This window comes from bacterium, assembly GCA_023150945.1.
Lineage (GTDB): Bacteria > Zhuqueibacterota > Zhuqueibacteria > Zhuqueibacterales > Zhuqueibacteraceae > Coneutiohabitans.
Map to the genome: position 1 here is coordinate 252,539 of JAKLJX010000004.1, position 21,218 is coordinate 273,756.

Genomic DNA, 21,218 nt, shown 5'->3' on the forward strand with positions numbered 1-21,218 from the left:
TTGTGCGAATCATATTCTGCGATTCAAATCGCAGGCTGCTAGCCGAAATCGGCTGAAGCCGACTGAAGCCTTCCGGCCGTTTTGCTTGCTCATGCTACAAATCATTTGAAGCTTCGGACACAGCGCCGAGTCGTTCTAAACTCTAGCGATTCACTTCAAGGGTTGTTCTTCCAAATTCTGGAGGCAGGAAAACGATGAAGCAGAAATTTATCCGACAGGCAAGGTGTGCATGCTGGGTGTTGCTTTTCGGCCTTGCGGGCGTGCTCACCGCCCAGACCACCACGCTAGGGCAGCAGCCGCTCAATCCCAATCCCGCGGACGCCGGCTTGCGTTCCGGCCCGATGGCAGGTTTCGCAGAACTGACCGAAGCGGCGCTGTGGGTGCAAACTACGCGGCCGGCACTGGTGCAGTTCCGCTATTGGATTCAGGGGCAGCCCGGCTCTGCCGCGCTCAGCCCGACGGTGATGACCACCGCGCAGGGCGACCACATCGCGCAGGTGATCTTGAGTTTGCTTGAGCCGGGCACACGCTATGAGTATGAACTGTACATTGACGGCAAACTCGTGCCGCGACCCTATCGCCTCAGCTTTCAAACGCAGACGTTTTGGCAATGGCGCAGCGATCCGCCGGCATTCTCCGTGCTGTTCGGCTCCTGCGCGTATGTGAATCAGGAAAGCCATGACCGGCCCGGCAAACCTTACGGCAGTGATTACGACATCTTTCCGGTGATGGCCGCGAAACAGCCGGATCTCATGCTGTGGCTGGGCGACAATTTCTACTATCGCGAGCCGGACTTCTTCTCCATTGCCCAGATGAAAGCGCGCAACGCCCACACCCGCGCCCTGCCCGAGTTGCAGGCGCTGCTGGCCGCCACGCAACACTACGCGATTTGGGACGATCACGACTACGGTCCCAACGATGCCGATTGGACCTATCGCATGAAGCAGCCGGCGCTGGAAATCTTCAAAGCCTACTGGCCGAATCCGGCTTTTGGCCATGACGGCGTGCCCGGTGTCTTCTTCAGCTTCAGTTGGAATGACATCGACTTCTTCATGCTCGACAATCGCTATCACCGCTCGCCCAACTTCTCGCGCGATTCGCTGGACAAGGTCATGTTCGGCCCGGCACAGATGCGTTGGCTGAAAGACGGCTTGATCGCCAGCCGAGCGCCGTTCAAAATCATCGTGGGTGGCAACCAAATGCTCAATCCCATGTCGCCGGCCGAGTCCTTCGCGAAGTTTCCGCATGAATACCGGCAATTCCTGCAGTGGCTGCAGGAGCAAAACGTGTGGGGCGTGGTGTTTCTTTCCGGCGACCGTCACATGAGCGAGCTGATCCGATTGCAGCCGGAGGGCTTTTATCCGCTGTACGATTTCACCAGCTCGTCATTCACCGCCGGCACGTATCGCGCGGAGAAGGATTTGAACAATCCCCATCGCGTACCGGGCACGCTTTACGATGCCGGTCACGGCTTCGGCATGCTGCGCTTCGAGGGACCGCGCCGCGATCGCAAGTTGACGATGGAATGTTACGACAAGAGTGGCAAGCTGGTATGGCAGCAGACCGTCAAGGCCCGAGAACTGCGGCCCAAGCGGGAGGCGGAAGGGCAGAATTGAATGGCGCCGGCAAATGAGAGACTGGAATTGTTGCAATCACCATGATCGAACGCGATTACCTCATGCGGCTGGTGCAGCAGCTCGCCGCGGTCATGCGCCGCATTCTGCGCTTGCAGGAGCAGGAGAAGTATGATCAGGCGCAGCAGGAGGTGGAGGAGGCCTATGGCGAGCTGCTCGGCCTCGAGCGCGAGCTGTTGATTTCCCTCGCGCCCGCCACCGCTGCTCCGCTGTTGGGCGAGGCCGGGAAGATCAGAATCGCTGCCCGGCTCCTGCAGGCCGACGCGGAGCTGGCCGGCCGGCGCGGGGACCCAGAAGCTGCGTACAGCTTGCGCAGCCGGGCGCTGGAGCTTTATCTCGAAGCCCTGGCAGTGGCAGAACAGGTTGAAGAGGAGGATTACGCCACACTGCGGCGGTGGTCGGCGGAAGTGGAGCAAGCGGCGCTGGCCGATCGTTACCAGCGTCTGCTTGCGGCGTTTTTGGCGGGATGAATAATGGAAGTCTGTCCTAAAATGTTCCAACCGCGGCTGAGCCAAGTTTTCCAGATCTTCGAGTGTTGCGGAGAGGCCGAAGGTTTTGATGCAACGGCCGAGCCGTTGCGGGAACATGGTAATAGAGGTTCCAACCTCGGCTGAGCCGAGGTTTCCAAATCTTCAAGTGTCGTGGAAGCGCCGAGGATTTTGACACAACGGCCAAGCCGTCGCGGGAACATGCTCCTGAATGTTCCTACCTCGGCTGAGCCGAGGTTTCAAAGCTTCGAGTGTCGTGGAGATGCTGATGATTTTGACGCAACGGCCGAGCCGTTGCGGGAACATTCTCTCAAAGGTTCGCGATTTCGGATGAACACCAATCGCTTGATCAACGCATCCTGTTCATGGCCGGCGGAGCGAGGTACACCGAGTCTGAGATCGTCTTTTCGAGGTAAATGACATTGTAAACCGGTTTCACCACTTCACGGTTGGTGACCGGCGGCGGTGCATATTGCAGCAGCCGCTTGTCATAGTCCCACATCTCGATGGAGGTGACGCCCTGGTTCTGCTCCATTGATATTTTGATGGGCATGCCTTTGTAGTTGCGGCGCAGGCCGCGCAACAGCGAGGCGAAGATGGCGCCGAGCGCGCGCACGGAATCCGGCGCGTTCTCGAAAGTCTCCGGCGAATCGTCGGCATTGGCGGTGAACCGGATGTTGTCGCCGAAGCGCCAGCCGTTCATCAAAGCCTGCGCCTTTTTGCCGGGAGCAATCAGGTAGATCTTGCCGCCGGGGTAGGTGCGCGCCAGGTCGCCTTCGCCATAGCCGTCACCGAAGATGTCGTAGATGCGCAACTTTTCGACGCGGTCCTCCGTGATCATGAAATCTTCCACGAACAGCCGGATCATCGCCGGATCACTGACTACGGCATAGCGCATCATCTCCTGATCGATTTCGACGCGCGGCAACTGGCTCTGCGCCGGGCTTGAGTTGGCCGCAGCCAGGGTACACAATAGGGAAAAGAGACAGATTCTCTTGTGCATGTCGTCATCCTTCCACGCAAGGGGAATTCACTTCACTGCCGGCACGTGCGCCGGTCTCACTGCTTGCAGTCTTTCCATTCTTCAAAGTAGGTCCGCGCCTCCTCGAAGCGTCCGGCGCTTTTGTGCGCTTTGATCATCAACGACATTAGCTCGCAGTTTTCTTGCGGTGAGAGTTGGGTGTTCGCGGCGAGCGCGAGCTTGCCGTACTTGATCGCTTCTTCCGGCGTGTTCCACACCAACGGCACCAGTTCGAGATAAGCCTTGGCCACGTTTTCCCAGCGGAAGGAGGCGGCCTTGCTGAAGTAGGCCAGGCTCAGTTTCTTCTGCTCCTTCTTGCGCGCTTCCACGCCCAGGCGATACAGCATTGCGCCGTAGCTGTTGAGGATCGCCTGGGTCTCGGTGTCGCCCGGCTTTTCGGCTGCGCGCGGCGGCAGCGCCTCAAAGACCTGCTGCATGCGTTCGACGCCCAGCTCCGGCTTCTGCAGATATTCGAACTCCATCACGGCGAGTTTGGTGTTCACGGCCATTTTTGCCCGGGCGGTGCGCAGCGTCGGCAAGATGCCGCGGCAGGCCTCCGCCACTTGCGCATACTGCTTCTGCGATTCCAGCTCCAGCACCTTGTCCCACTGTTCAGAGGCGCGAATGTTGCCGCCATCCCAATTGATCCATTTGAGATAGTTCTCAATGTCCTTCTGTTCCTGCTCGGTGCGCGCCAGCGGCTTGGCCCGCTCAAAAGCCTGTACCGCGCCGGCGGCATCATTGGCGCGGGCATGAACGGCGCCCTGCTGGTAGGCATAATAGAACAGCGTGACCGAATCCGGCGGGCTGAGAAATGCGGTTTGCCGCATCACCTCTTCGGCGCGCCGGTAGTTGGCGAGCGCCGCCTCGTAGTTTTTCAGTTCAAAATAATTCTCGGCCAGCAATCGGTAGGGCGCGTGCTCGCCCTTTTCGAGGCGAACCAGGCGCTCGAGGATTTCCACGGCGCGACTGTAGTTCTTTTCGAGGCCAAAGAGGCGTTGCAGATTGTAATAAGTCGTGGCCAGCAGCACACGCGTGTTTTTGTCGAAGGGATTGAGGCGCAGCGCTTCTTCGAGAAAACGCTGGGCTTCCAGGCAGTATTGCCGCGCGACTTGCGAGCGCTCCTTGACCTCGTCGCCCTGGGTGAAATTTTTCCACGCGCTCATGCTCTTCGCGCCCTCCGTGAGGGCGCGCTCGAAACTGGCTTGTTGCTCGGGCGTGAGGTTGGCGCCTTCGCCTTCACGCTTTTCCAAATACTGCCAGAAAGCATCGACCTTTTGCAGACGCTCCTGGCCCATCTGTGTTAGGCCGGCGGCCTTTTTCTCACGGCCGGCAGTGACAAAGTTTTGCCGCGCCACCAGCGAGGCCCGCACCACCGTCGTGCTGTCCAAGCCGGGCGGCAGCGCGGTGCGACGGCTGGCTTTGCCGGAAGCGCCACAGCCCAACGCCAGGGCCGCGGCACACAAGATCAAACTGAGAGTGCGGATCATTTCAGCCTTCACTGCTTTTCCCTGCAGGCCTTCGGCGGCGCAGGGCAGCCAATTTTCACTTCTTCACACGTTCCGTTTCCCACCAGGACCAAAAGAGACGATAAAACTGTTGCGCTAAATCGCCGGGCGCCTGACGTGCCGTGATGAGTGATTGAATGTCTGCGCCTTGATAGACCACCTCGCCGGTCGAGAGAAAATTACTCTTCTCCTTGATGCCGTTGTCTTTCAGCATGGTGAACTTGTCCGCTTCGATCAGACAAATGCGCAGCAGCAGGTCGTTTTCATTGCAGGACAAGTACATCTGAAAGCGGCGGCCATTGCTGGTAAAGGTCACGGCCGAGGCGAGATCGCCCGGCTGGTGGCTCATGTCATATTGCACCAGCTTGGGAATGAGGCCGGGATGGGCTTTCATCCATTTGATCAGCTCATGAATATCCAAACCGGCTTCGCCGCCGCCGGCGCCTACCCCGAAGCCGCTGCCGGTGCCGACGCCGACGCCGGTGCCGTTACCCAAACCATTGCCCACGCCCTTGCCGGAGCGCCGGCCCGCAGTACCAGTGCCGAACGAGAGTCCGGCATCACCGGCATCCACGCCGGCGCCGGAGCCTTCTCCCACATCCACGCCCGCGCCCGGGCCAACGCCACGCATGTTGCCGGGCGCACCGACGCGACTGCGCCCCGAACCCGCCGCCACCGCCGCGGCCAAAGCAGCCGCGGGATCAAATTGAAACGCTGCGGCATCCGCTTGAATTTTGACCTGCGAGACATTGTTGCGTTCACCCGGCCGCGAGCGCGCCGCCGTCACCTGCGGCGACAGCAGATGGCGCGAATTCAACGAGGCCACCAGATTGGCCACGTCGATTTGCGGCGTCTTAGCCGCCGAGGAGGGACTTTCCCGCGGCTGGGGTGTTTCCGCCGGCGTGGGGTTGGGGGTGGGTACCGGCTTGCTCACGAACTTCTGCGGCTGCGGCACCAGCTTTTTCGGCGGCGGAATCTCGAGCTTTTCAATCTCACGGATTTCGAATTTCTCCGGCTCGGCCATCTCTTCGGCGAAAAGATTGTAGGTGATGAAGTGGGCGAGCAGATAGAGCGCCAACAACATCAGCACCGAAGTGCCGATGGAGTGGGGCAGCAGATTTCTGCTGTCAGCGATTTTCTTATTGAACGATCGCATAGCTGATGTTCTTCGCTAAATTATGACGATGGCAAATGTCGATCACATCAATCAAGTCCTGCATGATGGCGGAGGAGCCTGATTCGAGGTTGACGAGCAAATCACGCTGGCGCTGCGGCGCCGCCTGCTGCAAGCGCACCAGCGCCTGCTCCAGCTCAGTCAGGTTATTGAAGCTCGAACGGCGATTGCCCTCACGCAATTCGAACCGGCCGGCATGCAGGCGCACTGAGACTTCCTGAAACTCCTGCGGCTCTTTTTGCGGATTCGAGCCGGAAGGCAGGTCGAGATATTCGGTGCGCATGCCGCTGATGCCGATGAATCCGAAGAGAATGATGAATGCGACATCGATCAATCGAATGATGAGACGATTACCGCCCACGCTGTTACTCCCACTGTCGAATGTTCATCTACCACAACTGCCGCGACCGGCGGCCGTTTCACTTCTGCTGCGTCCGCACCACGTCCAGGCCTTTGGGCAATCCCAGGTCTTTGCAGATTTGCGCCGCTGCCAGGCTGTAGCGCACCGGCGCATCCCAGTTCGCCCGGATGCGCACGCCCAGCGGCAGGCCCGCAGCCATGGCCTTCTTCGCCTCCTGATCGAGATAGCGCTGCAGGCGCGTGGAATCCGGCAAAACGGTCTGGCCGTCGTTGATCGGGTACACGCCGTTCGGCAGCACACCGACGATGATGACTGCCGTCGAGTCCTTGTGCGCACTTGCTTCGGTGCTTTTGGGCGGGTTGATCATCTTGCTGGTGTTGATCTGCGAGATCACGATGAACCCGAACAGGAGAATGAAGACCAAATCAATCAAGCGCAGAATGAGTCCGCCGCCGCTCATGAAACACCTCGCGAGGTGAAACTGGCCGTTACCGGCACCGTACCGTTGGTCATCGCATCAACGTCAGCTTTTGAGTTGCTTGAAACACCCGGCCGCTTTCGCCGGCGGCCTCGAACTTGAGCAGATAAAGTCCGCTGCTCAGCAAGTGGCCGCGATCATCCCGGCCATCCCACGGCACCGCATGCCGGCCGCGGTCCGCCAGCGTGGAGGTGATCAACCGCACGCGCTGGCCCAGACTGTTGAACACCTCCAGGCTGACCGCAGCATTCTCCGGCAAATCGTAGCGGAGCGTGGCGGCGGCGAGGTTGCCCGCAAGCGCAAAGGGATTGGGATAGACTGCGTGCAGGGAAAAATCCTGGGGCGGCGCGCCTGCACTTGCCGGCGCGGTGCTGGGTGCTGCCAGCTCGCGCGTTTCCCCCGATGGAGAAACCACCACGGCCTGGTGCAAGGCGAGTTGTTCGAGGCGCGGCGGTACCGCCGCCGCAACCGTGATTTCCGCCAGCGTGCCGCTGCTCGCTTGCACCGGCTCGCCTGCCGGAATGATCAGGCTCATGGCAAAGCGGCGGCCGGCCGGCTCATCGTGCTGCAACACCAGCGGCGTGCTGCCCCAAGCCTCGCCTGCTTCCGCCTCCACCACGGTGATATTCTCAGTTGAATAGTCCATGCGAAATGCAAATCCTGCTAGAAGGTCTTTGGATTGATTCTCGAATTTGACCAGCACCCGGAAGTGGTTCGGTTTTCCCGCGGGCACCAGTTCCTGCTGCAACACGCCCGCCGGCGCAACCGAAGCGGGAGCATTGGATTTCAGCGTGAGCGGCGTCGCGGTCTTGCGCCAGTTCAAACCGATGGGAAAAAGATCGCGCTCCTCCACTTGGCCGGTGCCGTTGGCGTCCGCGTGCGCGATCGCCGGCCGCGGATATCGCCCGGCGACTTGCGGCTGCCAGGCATTCAAATTCGAATAGCCTTTGCGCCCGGCGCCGGTTTGGCCCCAGTGCACGCCGAGAACCGTGACATCGGTCAGCTCCACCACGCCGTTGTGATTGGTGTCGCCCGGCCAGACGATCAAGCCTTCGCTCAGCAGGGTGAGATCATCCGGCTGCACGGCCACCGGCCAGCCGGTTTCATCGCGCGCCTCGAGCGTGACGATGTCGAAGCGCAGCGGCGTACTGTCCGGCAGGGCCGCGCTGGCGAGAAACGTGATTTGCGCGAGACGGCCGCGGCCCTCTGCCGGCGTCAGATTCAGGTTGCGTTTGAAGCGCATCATCACCTGGGATTGCGCTGTGTCCGAGCCGCTGGTGAAAGTGAAATCCGCGGGCTGGCCGAAGAACTCCAACGGCACGATGTTTTGCCGCGCCGGCGTTTTCAGTTTGAGATAACGCTTGTCATAGCGCAACACCACGCGCAAATCATACAGGTTGTACATGTACAAGCTGGTCGCCGGAATTTCCACACGCACGGGAAATTCCTGCATCGGCGCGGGCAGCGTGTCCGCCGCCGGCGCAACCGTCGGCACGTGCAACGGCGCAATGTAGCTGTTGTCGCCTGCCGCGTTCATGCCTTGGTAATTGACCTCGATGCGCACCTGACGCCGGGTGCCGTCCGTCGTGCGGTTGTGCGTGCGGTAGGTGATTTTGTAGGCATGGCGCAGCAGCAGCGCGATCTCGCGATAGATTTGCTCGAGTTGCGCCGTCGAGGGGCTGAAGAAGTACTTCCCGCCGCTCGCCTCGGCAATCCGCACGAGATTGGTTTCCTCCTTGCTGCCCGGATCCAAATCCAAACCGATGGCATACACCGGCACTTCGCGCGTGGCGAAACGCTGCACCACCTGATCGAGCGTCGCGTTGCTGTCCTTGTCTTCGCCGTCGGTCATCAGAATGATGGCTTTGCGGCCGGTGACGCCCGCCAGCAAATCCGCGGAGGTCAACAAGGCGTCGTAAATCGCGGTGCCGCCACGCGCCACCATGGCATTGATGGCGGCGTTCAACCGCGTCTTGTCGTTCGCAAAAGTCTGGTCAACCGTTGCCCTGGTCGAAAAGGAGACGATGGCGGTTTGATCGTTTTGGCCCATGAGATTGACGAACGTCGTTGCCGCCTGCTTGGCCGCGGGCATGGCCTGTTCCATGCTGCCGCTGCGGTCAAGCGTCAAAACCATCGTCACGCCCGCGCTGGTGGTGGTCGTCTCTTCCACGATGATCGGCAGCTCGCGTGTGCCGTCTTCCCGGACGAGGAAGTGATCCTTGGTCAACCCGCCGACCGTCGCGCCCGATTGATCGACGACGGTGAGATAGGAGACAATCGTGGGAAAACCAGTGGCGTCGACCTGGTTGTAGTTCAGCGTCAACCCTGCCCAGGCAGAGGAAGGCGTGCTGCCTGACGCTGCGGGAGTTGCACCCGGGCCGCTGAACGCAGCCAAAACGCCGACCAAAGCGCACAGCCCCAGAATTTGTGCCCCGCGGCTCACCCTCACTTGATTTTTTGTCGAGAGGTTCATGGTGTCGTTTCCTGCTGTTGCATTTTGCCTCGCCAATGGTGGCAACGGTGCGGCGTGTTCAACGCACGAGGGCAATCACACCGCGTTTCACAATCGTTTCACCGTCTTGAATCAAGTAGAGGTAGATGTCGGGCAACACCCGCTGCTGGCTGTCGTTGGTGCCGTCCCAGAAATTCTGGCCGGCTTGCAGGCGGCGCACCAGGCGCGCGGAACGGTCGAGAATCGCAATGCGCCATTCCGGCGGAATGCCGCCCTCGCGCCGGAACTCCACGCGATCGTTGCGGCCGTCGTCATTGGGCGTGAAGGGATTGGGCGTGACCTCGATGCTCAAATCCGCGACCGTCAAGCAGGCCGGCGGCCCGGCTTGCAACGCCAGGGCAGCACCGGCAGAGTCATTGGCCGCAATCGCGCCGAGTGAAAAGCACAGCGTGGTTCCCGGCGGCGCATCGGTGGAAACTTCGAAAGCGAGCGAGAGAATCTCGCCGCGGCCCGCGACGCCGGTCGCGCCCAGCTTGCGGCTGACCGCCAGCGAAATCAAACTACGCCCCGGCTCATGCTTGATGAAGGTGTAGGTATTCGGCTCCAAAAGCGGCCCGGCCGCGATGGAATTGTCGACCAGCCGCAAGTAGCGGCCATTGGTGTAATTCAATTCGAAGCCCACGCCAAAGAGGCGGCTGACCGGATCGCCGGCCGTACCGACTTGAAACGTGAGGCGAAAGCGGCTGCCGGCCAGCACCTTCTCCGGCGGCAATTGGATCAGCAGTGCCGGTGTAGCGCCGGCATCGGGCAGGCTTCGGCCAGATGCCACGGCAGCGTTCGCGCAGTAAACCATCAGCATAAGGGTCACACTGCAGCGCAGCAGTTGCAGCTTAATAGTCGCGGCCATTGCCGTGCTCCTGCAGATGCGGCGCGGCCGCCGCCATTTCTTCTCCGCGCGAAACCACCGGCTTGGCGGAGAAATTCTTGCGAATGTTGTTGCGGCTGCGCTGCAACGCCAGCAGCGCCTGGCGCAGTTCTTCCGCCTTGTCGCCGATGACTTTGAGATGCGCGCCATAGGCGGCATGCAACGCCGTGGTGCCGAGATTGAAAATCACGCTCAAGATCAAACCGACCAAAGTGGTGATGAGAGCCACGCCCATGCCGTTGAGAATCGTCGTGCTGTCCAGTGTGCCGCCGTAAAAGGTCACAAAGATGCCCCAGACCGTGCCGAGCAATCCCAACGCACCGGCGGTGTCGGAGAAATAGGTCATCACGCGATTGAAGGACTCATAGTCGATGCGATCATCCGCCAGGTAGGCATTGACTTCGCCGGCAAGTCCCTCGGCCTGATTGGTCTTGTTGAAGGTCATGATCATGTGCTTGTACAGTCTGGCCGCGCGGCTGGGTTGCACCGCGCTCACCAGGCTGCCGAATTGATTCAGCGAACTGACGGAAATGGTTTGGACCAGAAGCTGCCGGCCGCGCACCTTGTCCTGGTAGTCGGACAAACCGCGCCAGATCAATGTCGTAAACCCGGCGAGCGTAATGAGCACAAACGGCCAATAGGTCCAATCCAGCATGTCGAGCATTTCCTTGAGCGTCAGGCTTTGGATCGTGGTATTGGCGGCTGCATTCGGCGCGCCGGCTGCCGGTGCAGTGGCCGCCGCCGGCGTCTGCGGCAATGCTGCGAGCAGGTTGGGTGCTGCCCATGCCGCGAGCATCAGGCTCAACCCCAACCGCCAAGTTGTGCGGCGCCAGTTTGGTCGTCGAAGAGTCATGGTCGTGCGTTTCCTTTGCTGATATCGTCCTGAAGTTGATTGCATGGCGTCGTCGTTTGAACCCGACTAACGTGGGGTGGAAGCCGCTGCCGGCGCGGCGCCGGCACGCAAAAACGAAGACTCGCGCTGCGATTGCAGTGGCCGCCCTTCTTCCGGCGGCTTGCGAAAATGCAATTTGATCTCCCGCCGGATGAGCAACACTTGAAATTGCGCTGCGGAAGAATAAGGTTTGTTGTGCGCGCTCCGTACCTGCAGCAGGGCGGTATAGGCGCCGGCCGGCACCAGCTTGCCGTCCGCACCGCGCCAATCCCATTCGAGCGTTTCCGGCAAACGGCCACGGCCCGAGAACACCCGCACCGGTTGCTGCGCCGCGGACAGAATCGCGAGTTGCCATTCTTTCGCGATGCGGCGCCGGCCGGGAACGGTGATCGCAAAGGTGACGGTGCCGGGCGTGAGCGCGGGCGTTGCCTTCTCCACTGTAGTCCCACCGGCTTTGAATCCCTCCAACGAGGGTGGAGAAACGCGCGGCTGATAACCCACCAAAATGCGGCTGGGATCAACGCCGGCCTCGGCGGCCAGCAACCGCCGCGCCAACCGCGCCGTTTCGGAATCTTCTTGCGGCAAGCGAAGCGCGAGATGCACGCCGGGATTGCCCTGTTGCAACAAACTCGCATGCTTGCCCAGAATGCGAAATGGCGCCGCGGCCTCCTCGGCGGGCGCGGACTGGCCGTGATCACCAACCGGCACCACCACCACGTTGCCCAGCCGTTGCCGCGCATCCACAAAATCCTGGGAAAGGCCGGGCAAATCTTGCAGCCTTGCCGGCGTGAGGCCCGCGTCAACAGTGCGCCGCACGCGGCTTTCAATGATCTGCAGGCGGGAGCTGCTCATGCTGAGCACCGGCGGACCGAGATCCGGCTCGCGGCCAAAGATGTGGCCGAATGCGAGTTCATGCGTGCCCGCCGAAGCGCCGCTCACTTCTGCCGTCGGGAAATTCACGGCATACGCGATTTGAGAATCGCGGCTGAAACGGAACTGGCTTTCGACGCGAAACGGCCCGCCTTCTTCGAAGCCCGTGCGCATGCCCACCAGTCTTGCCAGGGAGGCACTGAGGTTGATCCCGAACAAACTGTTTGCGCCGCTGCTGTTCCACACCAGGCTGGGAGCGAAATTTCCAATTCGATAACTGAGCGCAGCGGAAAACTCGCGCGGCAACCGCGCCAGGCCGGCGGAGGCGATATTGGGCTGATCGAGATGATTCACGGCCGCGCCCAAAGCCCAGCGGTCGTGCTGCCAATAAAGGCCCAAGCCGAGATTGGGCGTGAGGCGATGCGCCCGGCCGGGCGCGAGCAACGGATCATTTGGATCCACGAGATTGAATTCGCTTGCGTTGAATGCGCGGTTTTCCAGACCCAGGCGCAACCCCAGGGCGAGCGGTCCACGCACTTTGCGGCTCAGCAGCCAGTTCGCTTCGACTTCACGATAGATCGCAGCGTTGAACACGCGCAGTTCCACGCCCGTTGACAAATCCAACGGCAGCCAGTAGGGCAGGCTCAGACTCAAACGGTTTTCATGCAAGCCGAAGACCTGACCCGGCACAAAGCCCGCGTGCAACACCTCCAGGCCAAGCGCCACTTGGCTGTGCTGAAATGAAACCGCTGCCGGATTGACGGTGGTGATCCAAAGATCGGTGGGATCGACCGGATTGCGCAGAATCTGACGTTGGGCCAGGCCGGCGTGGGGCGCCAAGCCAAGGAGCATGACGAGGCAGAGGAGGTTCCGATGCAGAAATTGTCGCCGGTACGCCGTCATAGCGTTCACACAGTCCTTTCAGAGAGATGGCAAGAGGCGTCGCCGCTGCTTCCCATTTTCCAAAGCGGCACGCGCCGAAGTTGCGCTTCCGCTTTTTGGAAAACGAGTCTTCCGGTAACACCTCGAGGTTCACGAGGTGACGCTTTGTTGCGGCCATAAGGTTGGCAAGAACGATACCAAACCTCGCCGGCGCGTTTGGGCAAATCAGTGACGCACGTTTGCCGGCGAAGAGTGCAGCGCAACGCCGGGCGCAAGCGAGTGACAAGTGTCACGATCAGCCTTGATTGGCAAGGCTAATCCTTCATCACCGGCGGCCAACCTGAACGGGGTCATCTGTCTTTCAATCTCGACCAGCGGGCTGGCACGCACGCTGGAACGAAGCCGTGTTTGTAAGCCGGGCATGGCAAAATTGAAAGTTACTTACAAAATGGAAAAACGATTCGGAATTCAGGCCGACGCGGCGCGGCCCGCGCCGGCGAGAAGCTCGAGTTTGGAACTGGCGGATATTCTTATATCTTATGGTGGGCTGCTCGAACAGACGAAGAACGTCATGCTGGACGCATCTTTTTGCAATTGAGCAGAGCGTTGGATTGCAGAAAGATCACTCCTGAATGGCATCCAACCAGGAAGCGCGTGCCGTTTCCAAAGGTTGATGCAAAGCTCGATAAAGTGCAGCCGTCCAGCTTGTGGGCCTCGCGTATTGAGGCTTATTAACAACTCATTCCCGCTGTCGGGCTTGTCTGTTTGATCAACTGATAACGGCAGGAGACGATATTGGAATTCAGAATCCCCGGGCAGGCACCCTATCTACTCCAAACCCCTGCAGCCTTGGACACGCCGCGCTTGTTGGTGTTTCGCGATCGGGTGCAGCGCAATCTTGCGCGCATGCGCCAATATCTCGAGGCAATTGCCCCGGATTCCGGTTACCGCCATCTCTGCCCGCATGTCAAAACCAACAAATCCTCGCAGGTCACCGGCTGGATGCGCGCCGCCGGCATCACGCACTGCAAAACCACCATGCGCGAGTTGGAAATGACACTTCAGGCGGGAGTCCAAAGCGTTTTCATCGCCTATCCCTTGCTGCCGCATGAGGCGCGGACTGCGGCGCAATGCCTCCAAGAATTCCCGCACGTCGATATTCAAGTTCAAATCGGTAATCGTGCGCACGCCGAAATTCTGGCAACTGTGGCGCAGGCCGGGCAGGTGAGCTGGCGCTATTTCATTGATCTCGACGTCGGCATGCACCGCACCGGCATTGCGCCGCGGCAGGCTTTCGAACTCTATTCGCAAATCGCCACTTGGCCGCATTTCGAGTTTACCGGCTTGCATGGCTACGACGGTCACATCCATCACGCCACGCTGGCCGAACGCCGCGCCGCCGCGCAACAAGCCATGGCAGAGCTGCTGGCTGTCTATCGCGGCTTCCGCGCTGCCGGTGTGGCCGTGCCCCGCATCATTGTCGCAGGCTCACCGGCTTTTCGCCTGGACCTGGAGATTCTGCTGCCAGCGGTGGAGCACGATACGCTCGTGCAGGTTTCACCCGGCACGTGGATTTTTTGGGATTCGAATTATGAAGCTCTGGCGCCGGGCGAGTTCGAGATTGCCGCAGTGATTCTGGCGCAGGTGATCGAAGCGGGGCAGGGTCGCCTCACGCTCAACTTAGGCCACAAACGGTGGGCGGCTGACAGCGGCCCGGTCGAATTATTCAGCCGGCCGGGGCTGCGGGTGCTTTCTTTCAGCGAAGAGCACACGGTGTTGCAGCAGGCGGGCAGCGATGACATCAAGATTGGCGATTTCCTCCTGCTGTCTCCGCGTCACGTTTGTCCGACGGTCAATCTCTTCGCAGATTTTGCGGTGATTGGTCCGCAGGGCGAGATTGAAGTCTTGCACTCGCCAGTGGATGGCCGGAACCGTTGAGCTGCTGTGCAATTCGGATTTGGCCTTGACATTCAAACCCGGCGCTGACATATTGCGGCGCACTTTTGTGGTGGGTCCCATGAGCCGAATCGTTTTTGCTTATCTCTCGCCGGCCTTTATTCTCCTCGCCGGCCTGTTGTTCGTTTTGATCCTGCCGTTCTATCGCCAGCACCTGTTGATCGACTTCTGCGTGATCTACTACGCCATGGTGCGCTTTTCGCGCTGGCGTTTTGGTCCGCCGGTGGGATTGAGCTCCTCGCCGCCGGCGCCTCTCGAAATCAACCGCAAAGCCGGCCGGCCGCTGCGCGAAATCGCCTTGTGTGAGTATGAGTACATTCGCGAGACCATGGCGCAGGCGATGAACGACCGCCATCTGCTGGTGAACTACTTCCTGCTCATCACCGGCTTGATGATCGCGGCCATCGGCGTGGTGCACAGCCAGGAGGGCATGCACTATTCGCCCTACACCCGGCCGATTACCATCACGATTTGCCTGCTGCTGAGCCTGGTGGCATGGATTTATCTGCTCAAAATCATCCGGCTGCGCCAGGCCTGGTGCGAAAGCAGTGTGGCGATGAATCGTCTCAAACAGTTTTTTCTGGTGAATGCCGGCCTGTCCGACGAGCATCCCGGCTCGCCGTTTCTTTGGAAAAGCAAGACCCTGCCCAGGCCGGCCAAAAAGGGCAATCTCTATCATCTCTCCTTCATTCTGATCAGTTTCATCGCGGCGGTGGCCGTGGCATTCGTGAGCGTACTGCAATTGCCGCCCGGCGGCTGGCAGCATGCGTTTTGGATTCCGCTGTTGTTCTTCGGGCATCACTTCTTCCTGCAGCTTTCGGCCTATGACACCTTTTTGGAAGACAAGCCGGCCGCGCCCACGCGACGTGAGCAGGTTCAGCGGGAACCGGTACCACCGCCGCCAGCCGGCCAACCCGTGACGCCTGCTGCGCCGATCCTGACGCCGCGCCAAGTGATCATTCATCAACAGGAAACGGTGTATCGCAATTTCTTCGAGATTCAAAAGGCCACGCTGCAGTATGAAAAATTCGACGGCCAATTGACGCCACGGGTGCAGCGCTTCAACTGTGCGCGTGGCCACTCAGCGGGCATTCTCCTGCTGGCGCCCGCCGAGAATCAGTTCATCCTCGTGGAGCAATTTCGCTATCCCGCCTTTGTTTTTGATCCACACAAGAGCTGGTTGATCGAGATCGTCGCCGGAGTGTTGGAGGGTCAGGAAAATCCGCTGACGCTCGTGCGGCGGGAGGCTTTTGAAGAAACCGGCTATGAAGTGAACAATATCGAGTTTCTCACCGAATTCTTTCCCTCGCCGGGCGGCTCCTCGGAGCGCATTTATCTCTTTTTCGGCACGGTGGGACGCAAGCTGGCAGCAGGCGGCGGACTCAGCTCAGAGTCAGAGTATCTCCGTGTGTTGCCGCTGCCGGTGGCGCAAGCGTATGAGCTGGCAGCGCAAGGCATCATTCATGACGCCAAGACGCTGCTGGCGCTGCATCTCGTTCGGCCGCGCTTGTCGATTTCTAGTTGACTTGGAAAGGAGGGAAGCGGCGAGATTTCTCGCCTCGAGCAGATGCAGTTAATGCGGGTACTGGCTCAGCTCCAAAGGGACCGCGCAGACTGCAAGTCTGCTGCCGGCGGAATGCCCGCGCTGCGTTTCCCCTCGGGACCGCGGCAATACTGCGGCATTTTTTTCCTTGAAATTCACTGAGATTCTTCTCTTTTTCATCACGACTTGTGGGAGTTCCCGCCAGTGGGTGGTATCCGGGCACGGGCTGCAGCCGGGAACTCCGAATTCACTCTCTCCTCGCGCGATTTCATCTCGACCAGGCCGTTCACTTTCTGGGCCACGTCCATCATGGCTGTCGAATCTGCTTCTGCCACCATCGCGACCTTGCGCACGAAGCTGCGTACGCGCATGAATGACCTGCGTGCCGCCACCAACGCTGACACGGTGACAATGTTTTGCTACGACCGTGATTCCGACAGGTTCTTGTTGCCGCTCAGCCTGGGATTGTTCGATACGGCTTCTTTCGAGAAGAGCATGCCACGTACCGACCGTCTGGCCGGCAAAATCGTTAAGGAAAATTGCCGGGTGGTGGTGGAAGAGGTGGAAACCCATCCTGACGTCAATGGCCCGTTTTCCCATCGCGAACGCATCAAATCTTCAGCCGGCGTGCCGATTGCGATGAACAGTGAAACTGTGGGCGTAGTATTTGTCAGCTATCGCGGGCACCATCAAATACGCGCTGACGAGTTGCTCGCCATTGACCGTTTCGCGCGTGAGGCCGCCGAGATGATCGTGACTTCCCAGGCGCTCGCCGAGCTGCGCAAGCACTCGGCACTGGCGGAGTCCGAAGAGCAACAGGTGTTGCAGGGGATCGTCGAGGTGATTTGCAGCGCGATGAATCTGCCCGTCGCGATCTGGCTGCGTGACCGCAAGCCACAGCGCGTTTCGGTGCATGCGGCCACCGGTGTGATCGCGGAGTATGAAGAAAGCGCGGTGGCTTCCCTCGCTGGCGATTCGGTGGTAAGTCAAGTCATGTGCTCCGGTGAAAGCATGAACATTCTGAATCTGCAGCGTGATCCGCGCTTCAAGTATCCCGAACTGGCACGCAAGGCGGGATGGGAATCCCTGCTGGTGATTCCACTGAAAATCAAAGATCATATCATCGGCGCCATCGAAATCTTCAGTTTCGAAGCGAGAGAATTCAGCCGCACCGAGTTGGAAAAGATCACCATCATGATTGGCCGGATCGGTCTGGCCATCGAGAACTATCGCCGCATTCAGGAGCTGAAGGTCTTCAATCAAATCGTGCAAACGCTCGGCACGATTCTCGATCCGGAGCGCGCTTTGCAGGAGATCGTCGACGGCGCGCGCACCGTGACCCAGGCAGATACCGGCGCCATCTTTTTCTTCTCCCGCACCTACCGCCAGGAAGTGTTTCGGCTGGCCTGCCATTCCCCGCGCTTGGCGGAGCCGATTTCACACAAGCCCCGGCCCATCGGCGGCCTGTCGCGCCATATCATCGACACTGGCCAGTCGATCATCATCGGCGAAACCACCGAGGATATGCGTGTGCACCAGGAGGTCGCAACCGCGGGCACGCGCGCGCTGATCGGCGTGCCGGTGCAAGTCGGCTCGGAGCGCTCGGGCGTGTTGTATGTCACCAGCTCGCAGCACTATGCCTTCGGCGATTACGACGTCGAGCTGCTGCGCAACCTGGCGAGCCACGCCGCGGCCGCGTTGCAGCGCGTGCAACTGCTGGATGCGCTGAATCAAATCGAACATGCCACGTCCAAAATCTACGATCTGGAAAATGTCACGCAAAATCTGCTGCGCGCCACCCGCGAACTCGGCTTTGATTTTGGCGCGGTGCAGCTCATCGACCGCGCCACCGATACGATCGAGACCATCCAGGGCATCGGCATGGCGCAAGCCTGGACCGGCATCGCCAAACATCGCCTCAACATGGAAGCGCGCGACATTCAGGCCGACATTGCCCTGACTCTCAATGTTGAAATCATCTCGGGCTGGGATCCGCGCTTTGATCAATGGATCTTCAAACAGTTCAACCACCAGCGCCTGGTGCGCATCTTCGTGCCGATTTTTCTCGTGCGTGATCACGACGGTAATCTGCATCCGCCGAAACTTGATCTGTATGAATGGAACCGGCCCCAGGAAATTCAGACCCGCGACGGCTGTGTGGTGCGCTTCCGGCCGGGCGAAGAAGTAATCGCACGCAAACCCTACCAAATCGAAGTCATCGGCACGATTGAAGCGGGCTATTTTCTGGAGCACCGGCACTGGATCAGCAACGAAGAAGCCCAGCGGTTCTATCTACTGGTGTGCGACTGGGCCCGGACCATCTGGGAAACACAGCTCGCCAACGTGCTCGAGACCATCGTCAAGAATGCGATGCACTTGATCTCGGCAGATTCCGCCTCGATTCGCTTGCTTTACAATGAAGAAGATGATCGTTACGGTTTTCTGGCGTGCGCTGGCAAGATCGGCCCGGAGTTCTTGGAATTGATCAAGCCGAAGAAAGGTGGTCTGGGTGAGCAGGCGATCCGCGAGCGGGAGCCCAAGACGCTCGACCATGATCTTGAGATTCACTATCCCGAGCACTACTACCTCACCGAGTTGAAGCAGCTTTATCCAGAGCGCTACCGCGCCGACGAAGGCGTGCGCGCGATTGCTTGCTTTCCGCTGCTCGTGAGCGAGTCACAACACGGACTCCTGTTTTTGCACTTTTGGCGCGAACACCACTTCAGCAGTGAAGAGCTGGAATGGGGCAAATTGTTTGCCGACCAGGCAGTGGCTGCCCTGAAGAACACCCTGGTCTTTCAGGAGAAGCGGCAGGCCACCAAGGCACTGGACAGCCTGCACTCGCTTGGCCAGGTACTGGTTTCCAAACCGCAGGTGCGCGTACGCGAGCTGCTGCAACGAGTGGCGCAGAGCGCGATCAATCTGCTGAACGCAGATGTCATCATCGTCTATCTCTATGATCAGCAGAGCGACAGCTTTCCGCTGCTGCCGCCGCTGGTGGAGGGCCGCCTGCTGCAGGAGCCGCCAATGATGGGCCGCATCGAATACAATGACACGCCCTCGTGCATCATCCGCGAGATTCGCCAAAACATCTATGCGCCCGATGCACCCAACCATCCCATCATTTGCGATCGCACGCGGGTGCGGCCGCGTGGCAAAGAGCAGCCCTATGTCGATCGCGAGAGAATCAAATCCGCGGCCGGCATTCTCTTTCAAGTCGGCTCGGAAATCGTCGGCATCATGTTCGTGAATTATCGCACCCGCCATGAATTCACTTATGAAGAACGCCGGCTGATCGAAACGTTTGCCTCGGCGGCGGCCATCGGCATTTACAATGCCCGGCTGTTCAGTACTACCGACAAGAAATTGCGACAGCGGCTGGAACAACTGACGACGCACGTCAACGAGTTGCGTCATTTGCAGGAAGTCAGCACCGCCATCACCTATTCGTCGACCGACTTGCGGGACGTGCTCAAGCAAATCACCAAGGGCGCGCGCAGCGTGTTGAATGCCGACGTGGCTCTGATTTTTCCCTATGAGGCGGCCACCAAAACCTTCAACATGAAGGCCGCAGAATACGACGGCCTGCCGGAGGGGCTGGAGGTGAGCGATTTGCCGCGACCAACCGGTGTGACCGCCGCGGTGATGGAAAGCTCCGAGCAATACCTGGTGGTGGATGATGTCGAGAATCCGCCGCCGCCGGTGGCCTTGCGCATCGGCGAGGGCTTTCTCGGCCGCATCAAAGTGCGCTCGTTTTTGGGCGTGCTCTTGCGGGTCGCCACCGAAGGCACTGCGGAGAATCATACCGAAAAGGAAACCGTGGGTGTGCTCTACATCGATTTTCTCTCGCCCCACACGTTCAAAAAGGAAGAGATTCAATTGGCGCAGATGTTCGGCGATTATGCCGCCACGGCGATTGCCGCCGCCCGCCTGCGCGAGCACCGGCTCGCGATGGAAAAACTGGCGGCGATCAACGCTTTTGGCGCCCGCTTCGCCCATCGCGTAGGCAACCTGCTGGGGACGGTACCGGTCAATTTCGAAGCCATCGAGCGGCTGCTGCGCCGGGTCGAGCTGCCCGATCTGAGGGACCATCTCGAATTGCTGCGCGACGACGTGCAAAAAGTGCAGCGCATCCTCGAAGCCGGCCGCCATCTCCGCCGCTTCGGCTCCGGCCACCAGGAGAATTTCGACCTCACCGCGCTGTTGCGTGAGTTGACCGCGGCCCAAATCCTGCCGGCCGACATTCAGTTGAGCCTCGAGCTGGAGGAGAAAGTGCCGGCGCTGTCACTCAATCGTGCCGTGTTGGTTGACATCTTCAGCGACATGATCGAGAACGCGCTCTATGCCATGGCGGAAACCGGCGGCACGCTCACCATCAGTGCCCGGCATCTGTCCCAGCTCCGCATGGTCGAAGTGTGCGTGCGCGATACCGGCTGCGGCATTGCCCCACACGTTCTGGAGCGTTTGGGCGAACCATTCTTCACCACCAAGGAAGCCAACCTCGGGCTGGGCGTTTGGCTATGCCGCCAGGCCGTGGAAGACATGGGCGGCAAGCTGCTTTTCACCAGCGAGGTGAATGTGGGCACGGCCTTCACCATTCAACTGCCGCTGCCGGCGCAGAGGGGCTGATGAATTCTGACAATCCCCGCGTTTTGATCGTGGAAGATGCTTCCAATTGGCGCACGACGCTGGAGACGCTGCTCAAGCCGCGCGGCTTCACGGTCATCGTGGCTGCCAATGTGCTGGAGGCCGCGAGCGCGCTGCAGCAAGGCCCGTTTGCCGCCGCCATCCTGGACGTGCGACTGGATTCCTTCGATGACGACAATCGCGAAGGCCTCACCACCGTGCTCATGGCTGCCCACGCGCTTTATCCACAGATGAGCTTCGTGGTCATGTCGTCCTATTACAATGAAACCGAAGTGCGCGGCCTGGTGCCGGCGGACGTCAAGATTTTCTACTTTGACAAAAACAACTTTCGCACCGAGCGGCTCTTTCAGATTTTGGAGGAGCTGGCGCAATCTTAAGGAGAAGCGG

At 59.9% G+C, this 21,218-nt stretch carries 16 protein-coding genes; 7 read left to right on the top strand and 9 right to left on the bottom strand.

Annotated elements, in window-relative coordinates; all coding sequences use genetic code 11:
* Positions 1–194 precede the first annotated feature (194 nt).
* Positions 195–1,616: an alkaline phosphatase family protein gene (locus L6R21_07770; GenBank protein MCK6559084.1), complete on the top strand. Its 1,422-nt coding sequence runs from the start codon at positions 195–197 to the stop codon at positions 1,614–1,616.
* Between the two features lie 41 nt (positions 1,617–1,657).
* On the top strand, positions 1,658–2,104 hold the full coding sequence (locus L6R21_07775) for a hypothetical protein (GenBank protein ID MCK6559085.1): 447 nt from the start codon (positions 1,658–1,660) through the stop codon (positions 2,102–2,104).
* A 367-nt stretch (positions 2,105–2,471) separates the two neighbouring features.
* Here the strand turns inward: L6R21_07775 and L6R21_07780 are convergent, their stop codons facing one another.
* The 9 genes from L6R21_07780 to L6R21_07820 all read right to left on the bottom strand — a co-directional run bounded on the left by L6R21_07780 (position 2,472) and on the right by L6R21_07820 (position 12,655).
* Positions 2,472–3,125 (bottom strand): hypothetical protein, encoded by a 654-nt coding sequence (locus tag L6R21_07780; GenBank protein ID MCK6559086.1) that lies wholly within the window; start codon positions 3,123–3,125, stop codon positions 2,472–2,474.
* A 56-nt stretch (positions 3,126–3,181) separates the two neighbouring features.
* Positions 3,182–4,633 carry a tetratricopeptide repeat protein gene (locus tag L6R21_07785; protein MCK6559087.1) on the bottom strand — a complete coding sequence of 484 codons (1,452 nt, stop codon included), beginning with the start codon at positions 4,631–4,633 and terminating at the stop codon, positions 3,182–3,184.
* Between the two features lie 55 nt (positions 4,634–4,688).
* Entirely contained in the window at positions 4,689–5,807 is a 1,119-nt protein-coding gene (locus tag L6R21_07790) for a hypothetical protein (protein MCK6559088.1), read from the bottom strand.
* A complete protein-coding gene (locus L6R21_07795; protein ID MCK6559089.1) occupies positions 5,791–6,186 on the bottom strand; it encodes a biopolymer transporter ExbD in 396 nt (131 codons plus the stop codon). Before L6R21_07795 ends, L6R21_07790 begins: the two co-directional genes overlap by 17 nt.
* 58 nt (positions 6,187–6,244) lie before the next feature.
* Complete coding sequence (locus L6R21_07800; GenBank protein MCK6559090.1) at positions 6,245–6,646, bottom strand: biopolymer transporter ExbD; 402 nt, start codon at positions 6,644–6,646, stop codon at positions 6,245–6,247.
* A 49-nt stretch (positions 6,647–6,695) separates the two neighbouring features.
* Positions 6,696–9,137 carry a VWA domain-containing protein gene (locus tag L6R21_07805; GenBank protein MCK6559091.1) on the bottom strand — a complete coding sequence of 814 codons (2,442 nt, stop codon included), beginning with the start codon at positions 9,135–9,137 and terminating at the stop codon, positions 6,696–6,698.
* 58 nt (positions 9,138–9,195) lie between these two features.
* Complete coding sequence (locus L6R21_07810; protein ID MCK6559092.1) at positions 9,196–10,023, bottom strand: T9SS type B sorting domain-containing protein; 828 nt, start codon at positions 10,021–10,023, stop codon at positions 9,196–9,198.
* On the bottom strand, positions 10,007–10,894 hold the full coding sequence (locus L6R21_07815; GenBank protein ID MCK6559093.1) for a MotA/TolQ/ExbB proton channel family protein: 888 nt from the start codon (positions 10,892–10,894) through the stop codon (positions 10,007–10,009). The genes L6R21_07810 and L6R21_07815 overlap by 17 nt, the downstream gene beginning before the upstream one ends.
* A 66-nt stretch (positions 10,895–10,960) precedes the next feature.
* A complete protein-coding gene (locus L6R21_07820; protein ID MCK6559094.1) occupies positions 10,961–12,655 on the bottom strand; it encodes a type IX secretion system membrane protein PorP/SprF in 1,695 nt (564 codons plus the stop codon).
* A gap of 316 nt (positions 12,656–12,971) precedes the next feature.
* Between L6R21_07820 and L6R21_07825 the strand changes: the two genes are divergently transcribed.
* From L6R21_07825 to L6R21_07845, 5 genes are all read left to right on the top strand, one after another.
* Positions 12,972–13,283: a hypothetical protein gene (locus L6R21_07825; GenBank protein ID MCK6559095.1), complete on the top strand. Its 312-nt coding sequence runs from the start codon at positions 12,972–12,974 to the stop codon at positions 13,281–13,283.
* Positions 13,284–13,480: 197 nt separating this feature from the next.
* Positions 13,481–14,623, top strand: a complete 1,143-nt coding sequence (locus L6R21_07830) for an alanine racemase (GenBank protein MCK6559096.1) — start codon at positions 13,481–13,483, stop codon at positions 14,621–14,623.
* A 79-nt stretch (positions 14,624–14,702) separates the two neighbouring features.
* Positions 14,703–16,166, top strand: coding sequence for an NUDIX hydrolase (locus L6R21_07835; protein MCK6559097.1), 1,464 nt, complete (start codon positions 14,703–14,705; stop codon positions 16,164–16,166).
* A gap of 327 nt (positions 16,167–16,493) precedes the next feature.
* Positions 16,494–20,813, top strand: a complete 4,320-nt coding sequence (locus L6R21_07840) for a GAF domain-containing protein (GenBank protein ID MCK6559098.1) — start codon at positions 16,494–16,496, stop codon at positions 20,811–20,813.
* Positions 20,813–21,208 carry a hypothetical protein gene (locus L6R21_07845; protein ID MCK6559099.1) on the top strand — a complete coding sequence of 132 codons (396 nt, stop codon included), beginning with the start codon at positions 20,813–20,815 and terminating at the stop codon, positions 21,206–21,208. Before L6R21_07840 ends, L6R21_07845 begins: the two co-directional genes overlap by 1 nt.
* The last annotated feature ends 10 nt before the right edge of the window (positions 21,209–21,218 follow it).

What these genes read in the sequence shown, in the direction of transcription:
- L6R21_07835 (MCK6559097.1), top strand. Translation starts at nt 14,703, where the DNA reads ATGAGCCGAATCGTTTTTGCTTATCTCTCGCCGGCCTTTATTCTCCTC.
- L6R21_07770 (MCK6559084.1), top strand. Translation starts at nt 195, where the DNA reads ATGAAGCAGAAATTTATCCGACAGGCAAGGTGTGCATGCTGGGTGTTG.
- L6R21_07785 (MCK6559087.1), bottom strand. Translation starts at nt 4,633, where the DNA reads ATGATCCGCACTCTCAGTTTGATCTTGTGTGCCGCGGCCCTGGCGTTG.
- L6R21_07780 (MCK6559086.1), bottom strand. Translation starts at nt 3,125, where the DNA reads ATGCACAAGAGAATCTGTCTCTTTTCCCTATTGTGTACCCTGGCTGCG.
- L6R21_07845 (MCK6559099.1), top strand. Translation starts at nt 20,813, where the DNA reads ATGAATTCTGACAATCCCCGCGTTTTGATCGTGGAAGATGCTTCCAAT.
- L6R21_07775 (MCK6559085.1), top strand. Translation starts at nt 1,658, where the DNA reads ATGATCGAACGCGATTACCTCATGCGGCTGGTGCAGCAGCTCGCCGCG.
- L6R21_07820 (MCK6559094.1), bottom strand. Translation starts at nt 12,655, where the DNA reads ATGCTCCTTGGCTTGGCGCCCCACGCCGGCCTGGCCCAACGTCAGATT.
- L6R21_07800 (MCK6559090.1), bottom strand. Translation starts at nt 6,646, where the DNA reads ATGAGCGGCGGCGGACTCATTCTGCGCTTGATTGATTTGGTCTTCATT.
- L6R21_07805 (MCK6559091.1), bottom strand. Translation starts at nt 9,137, where the DNA reads ATGAACCTCTCGACAAAAAATCAAGTGAGGGTGAGCCGCGGGGCACAA.
- L6R21_07790 (MCK6559088.1), bottom strand. Translation starts at nt 5,807, where the DNA reads ATGCGATCGTTCAATAAGAAAATCGCTGACAGCAGAAATCTGCTGCCC.
- L6R21_07840 (MCK6559098.1), top strand. Translation starts at nt 16,494, where the DNA reads ATGGCTGTCGAATCTGCTTCTGCCACCATCGCGACCTTGCGCACGAAG.
- L6R21_07815 (MCK6559093.1), bottom strand. Translation starts at nt 10,894, where the DNA reads ATGACTCTTCGACGACCAAACTGGCGCCGCACAACTTGGCGGTTGGGG.
- L6R21_07810 (MCK6559092.1), bottom strand. Translation starts at nt 10,023, where the DNA reads ATGGCCGCGACTATTAAGCTGCAACTGCTGCGCTGCAGTGTGACCCTT.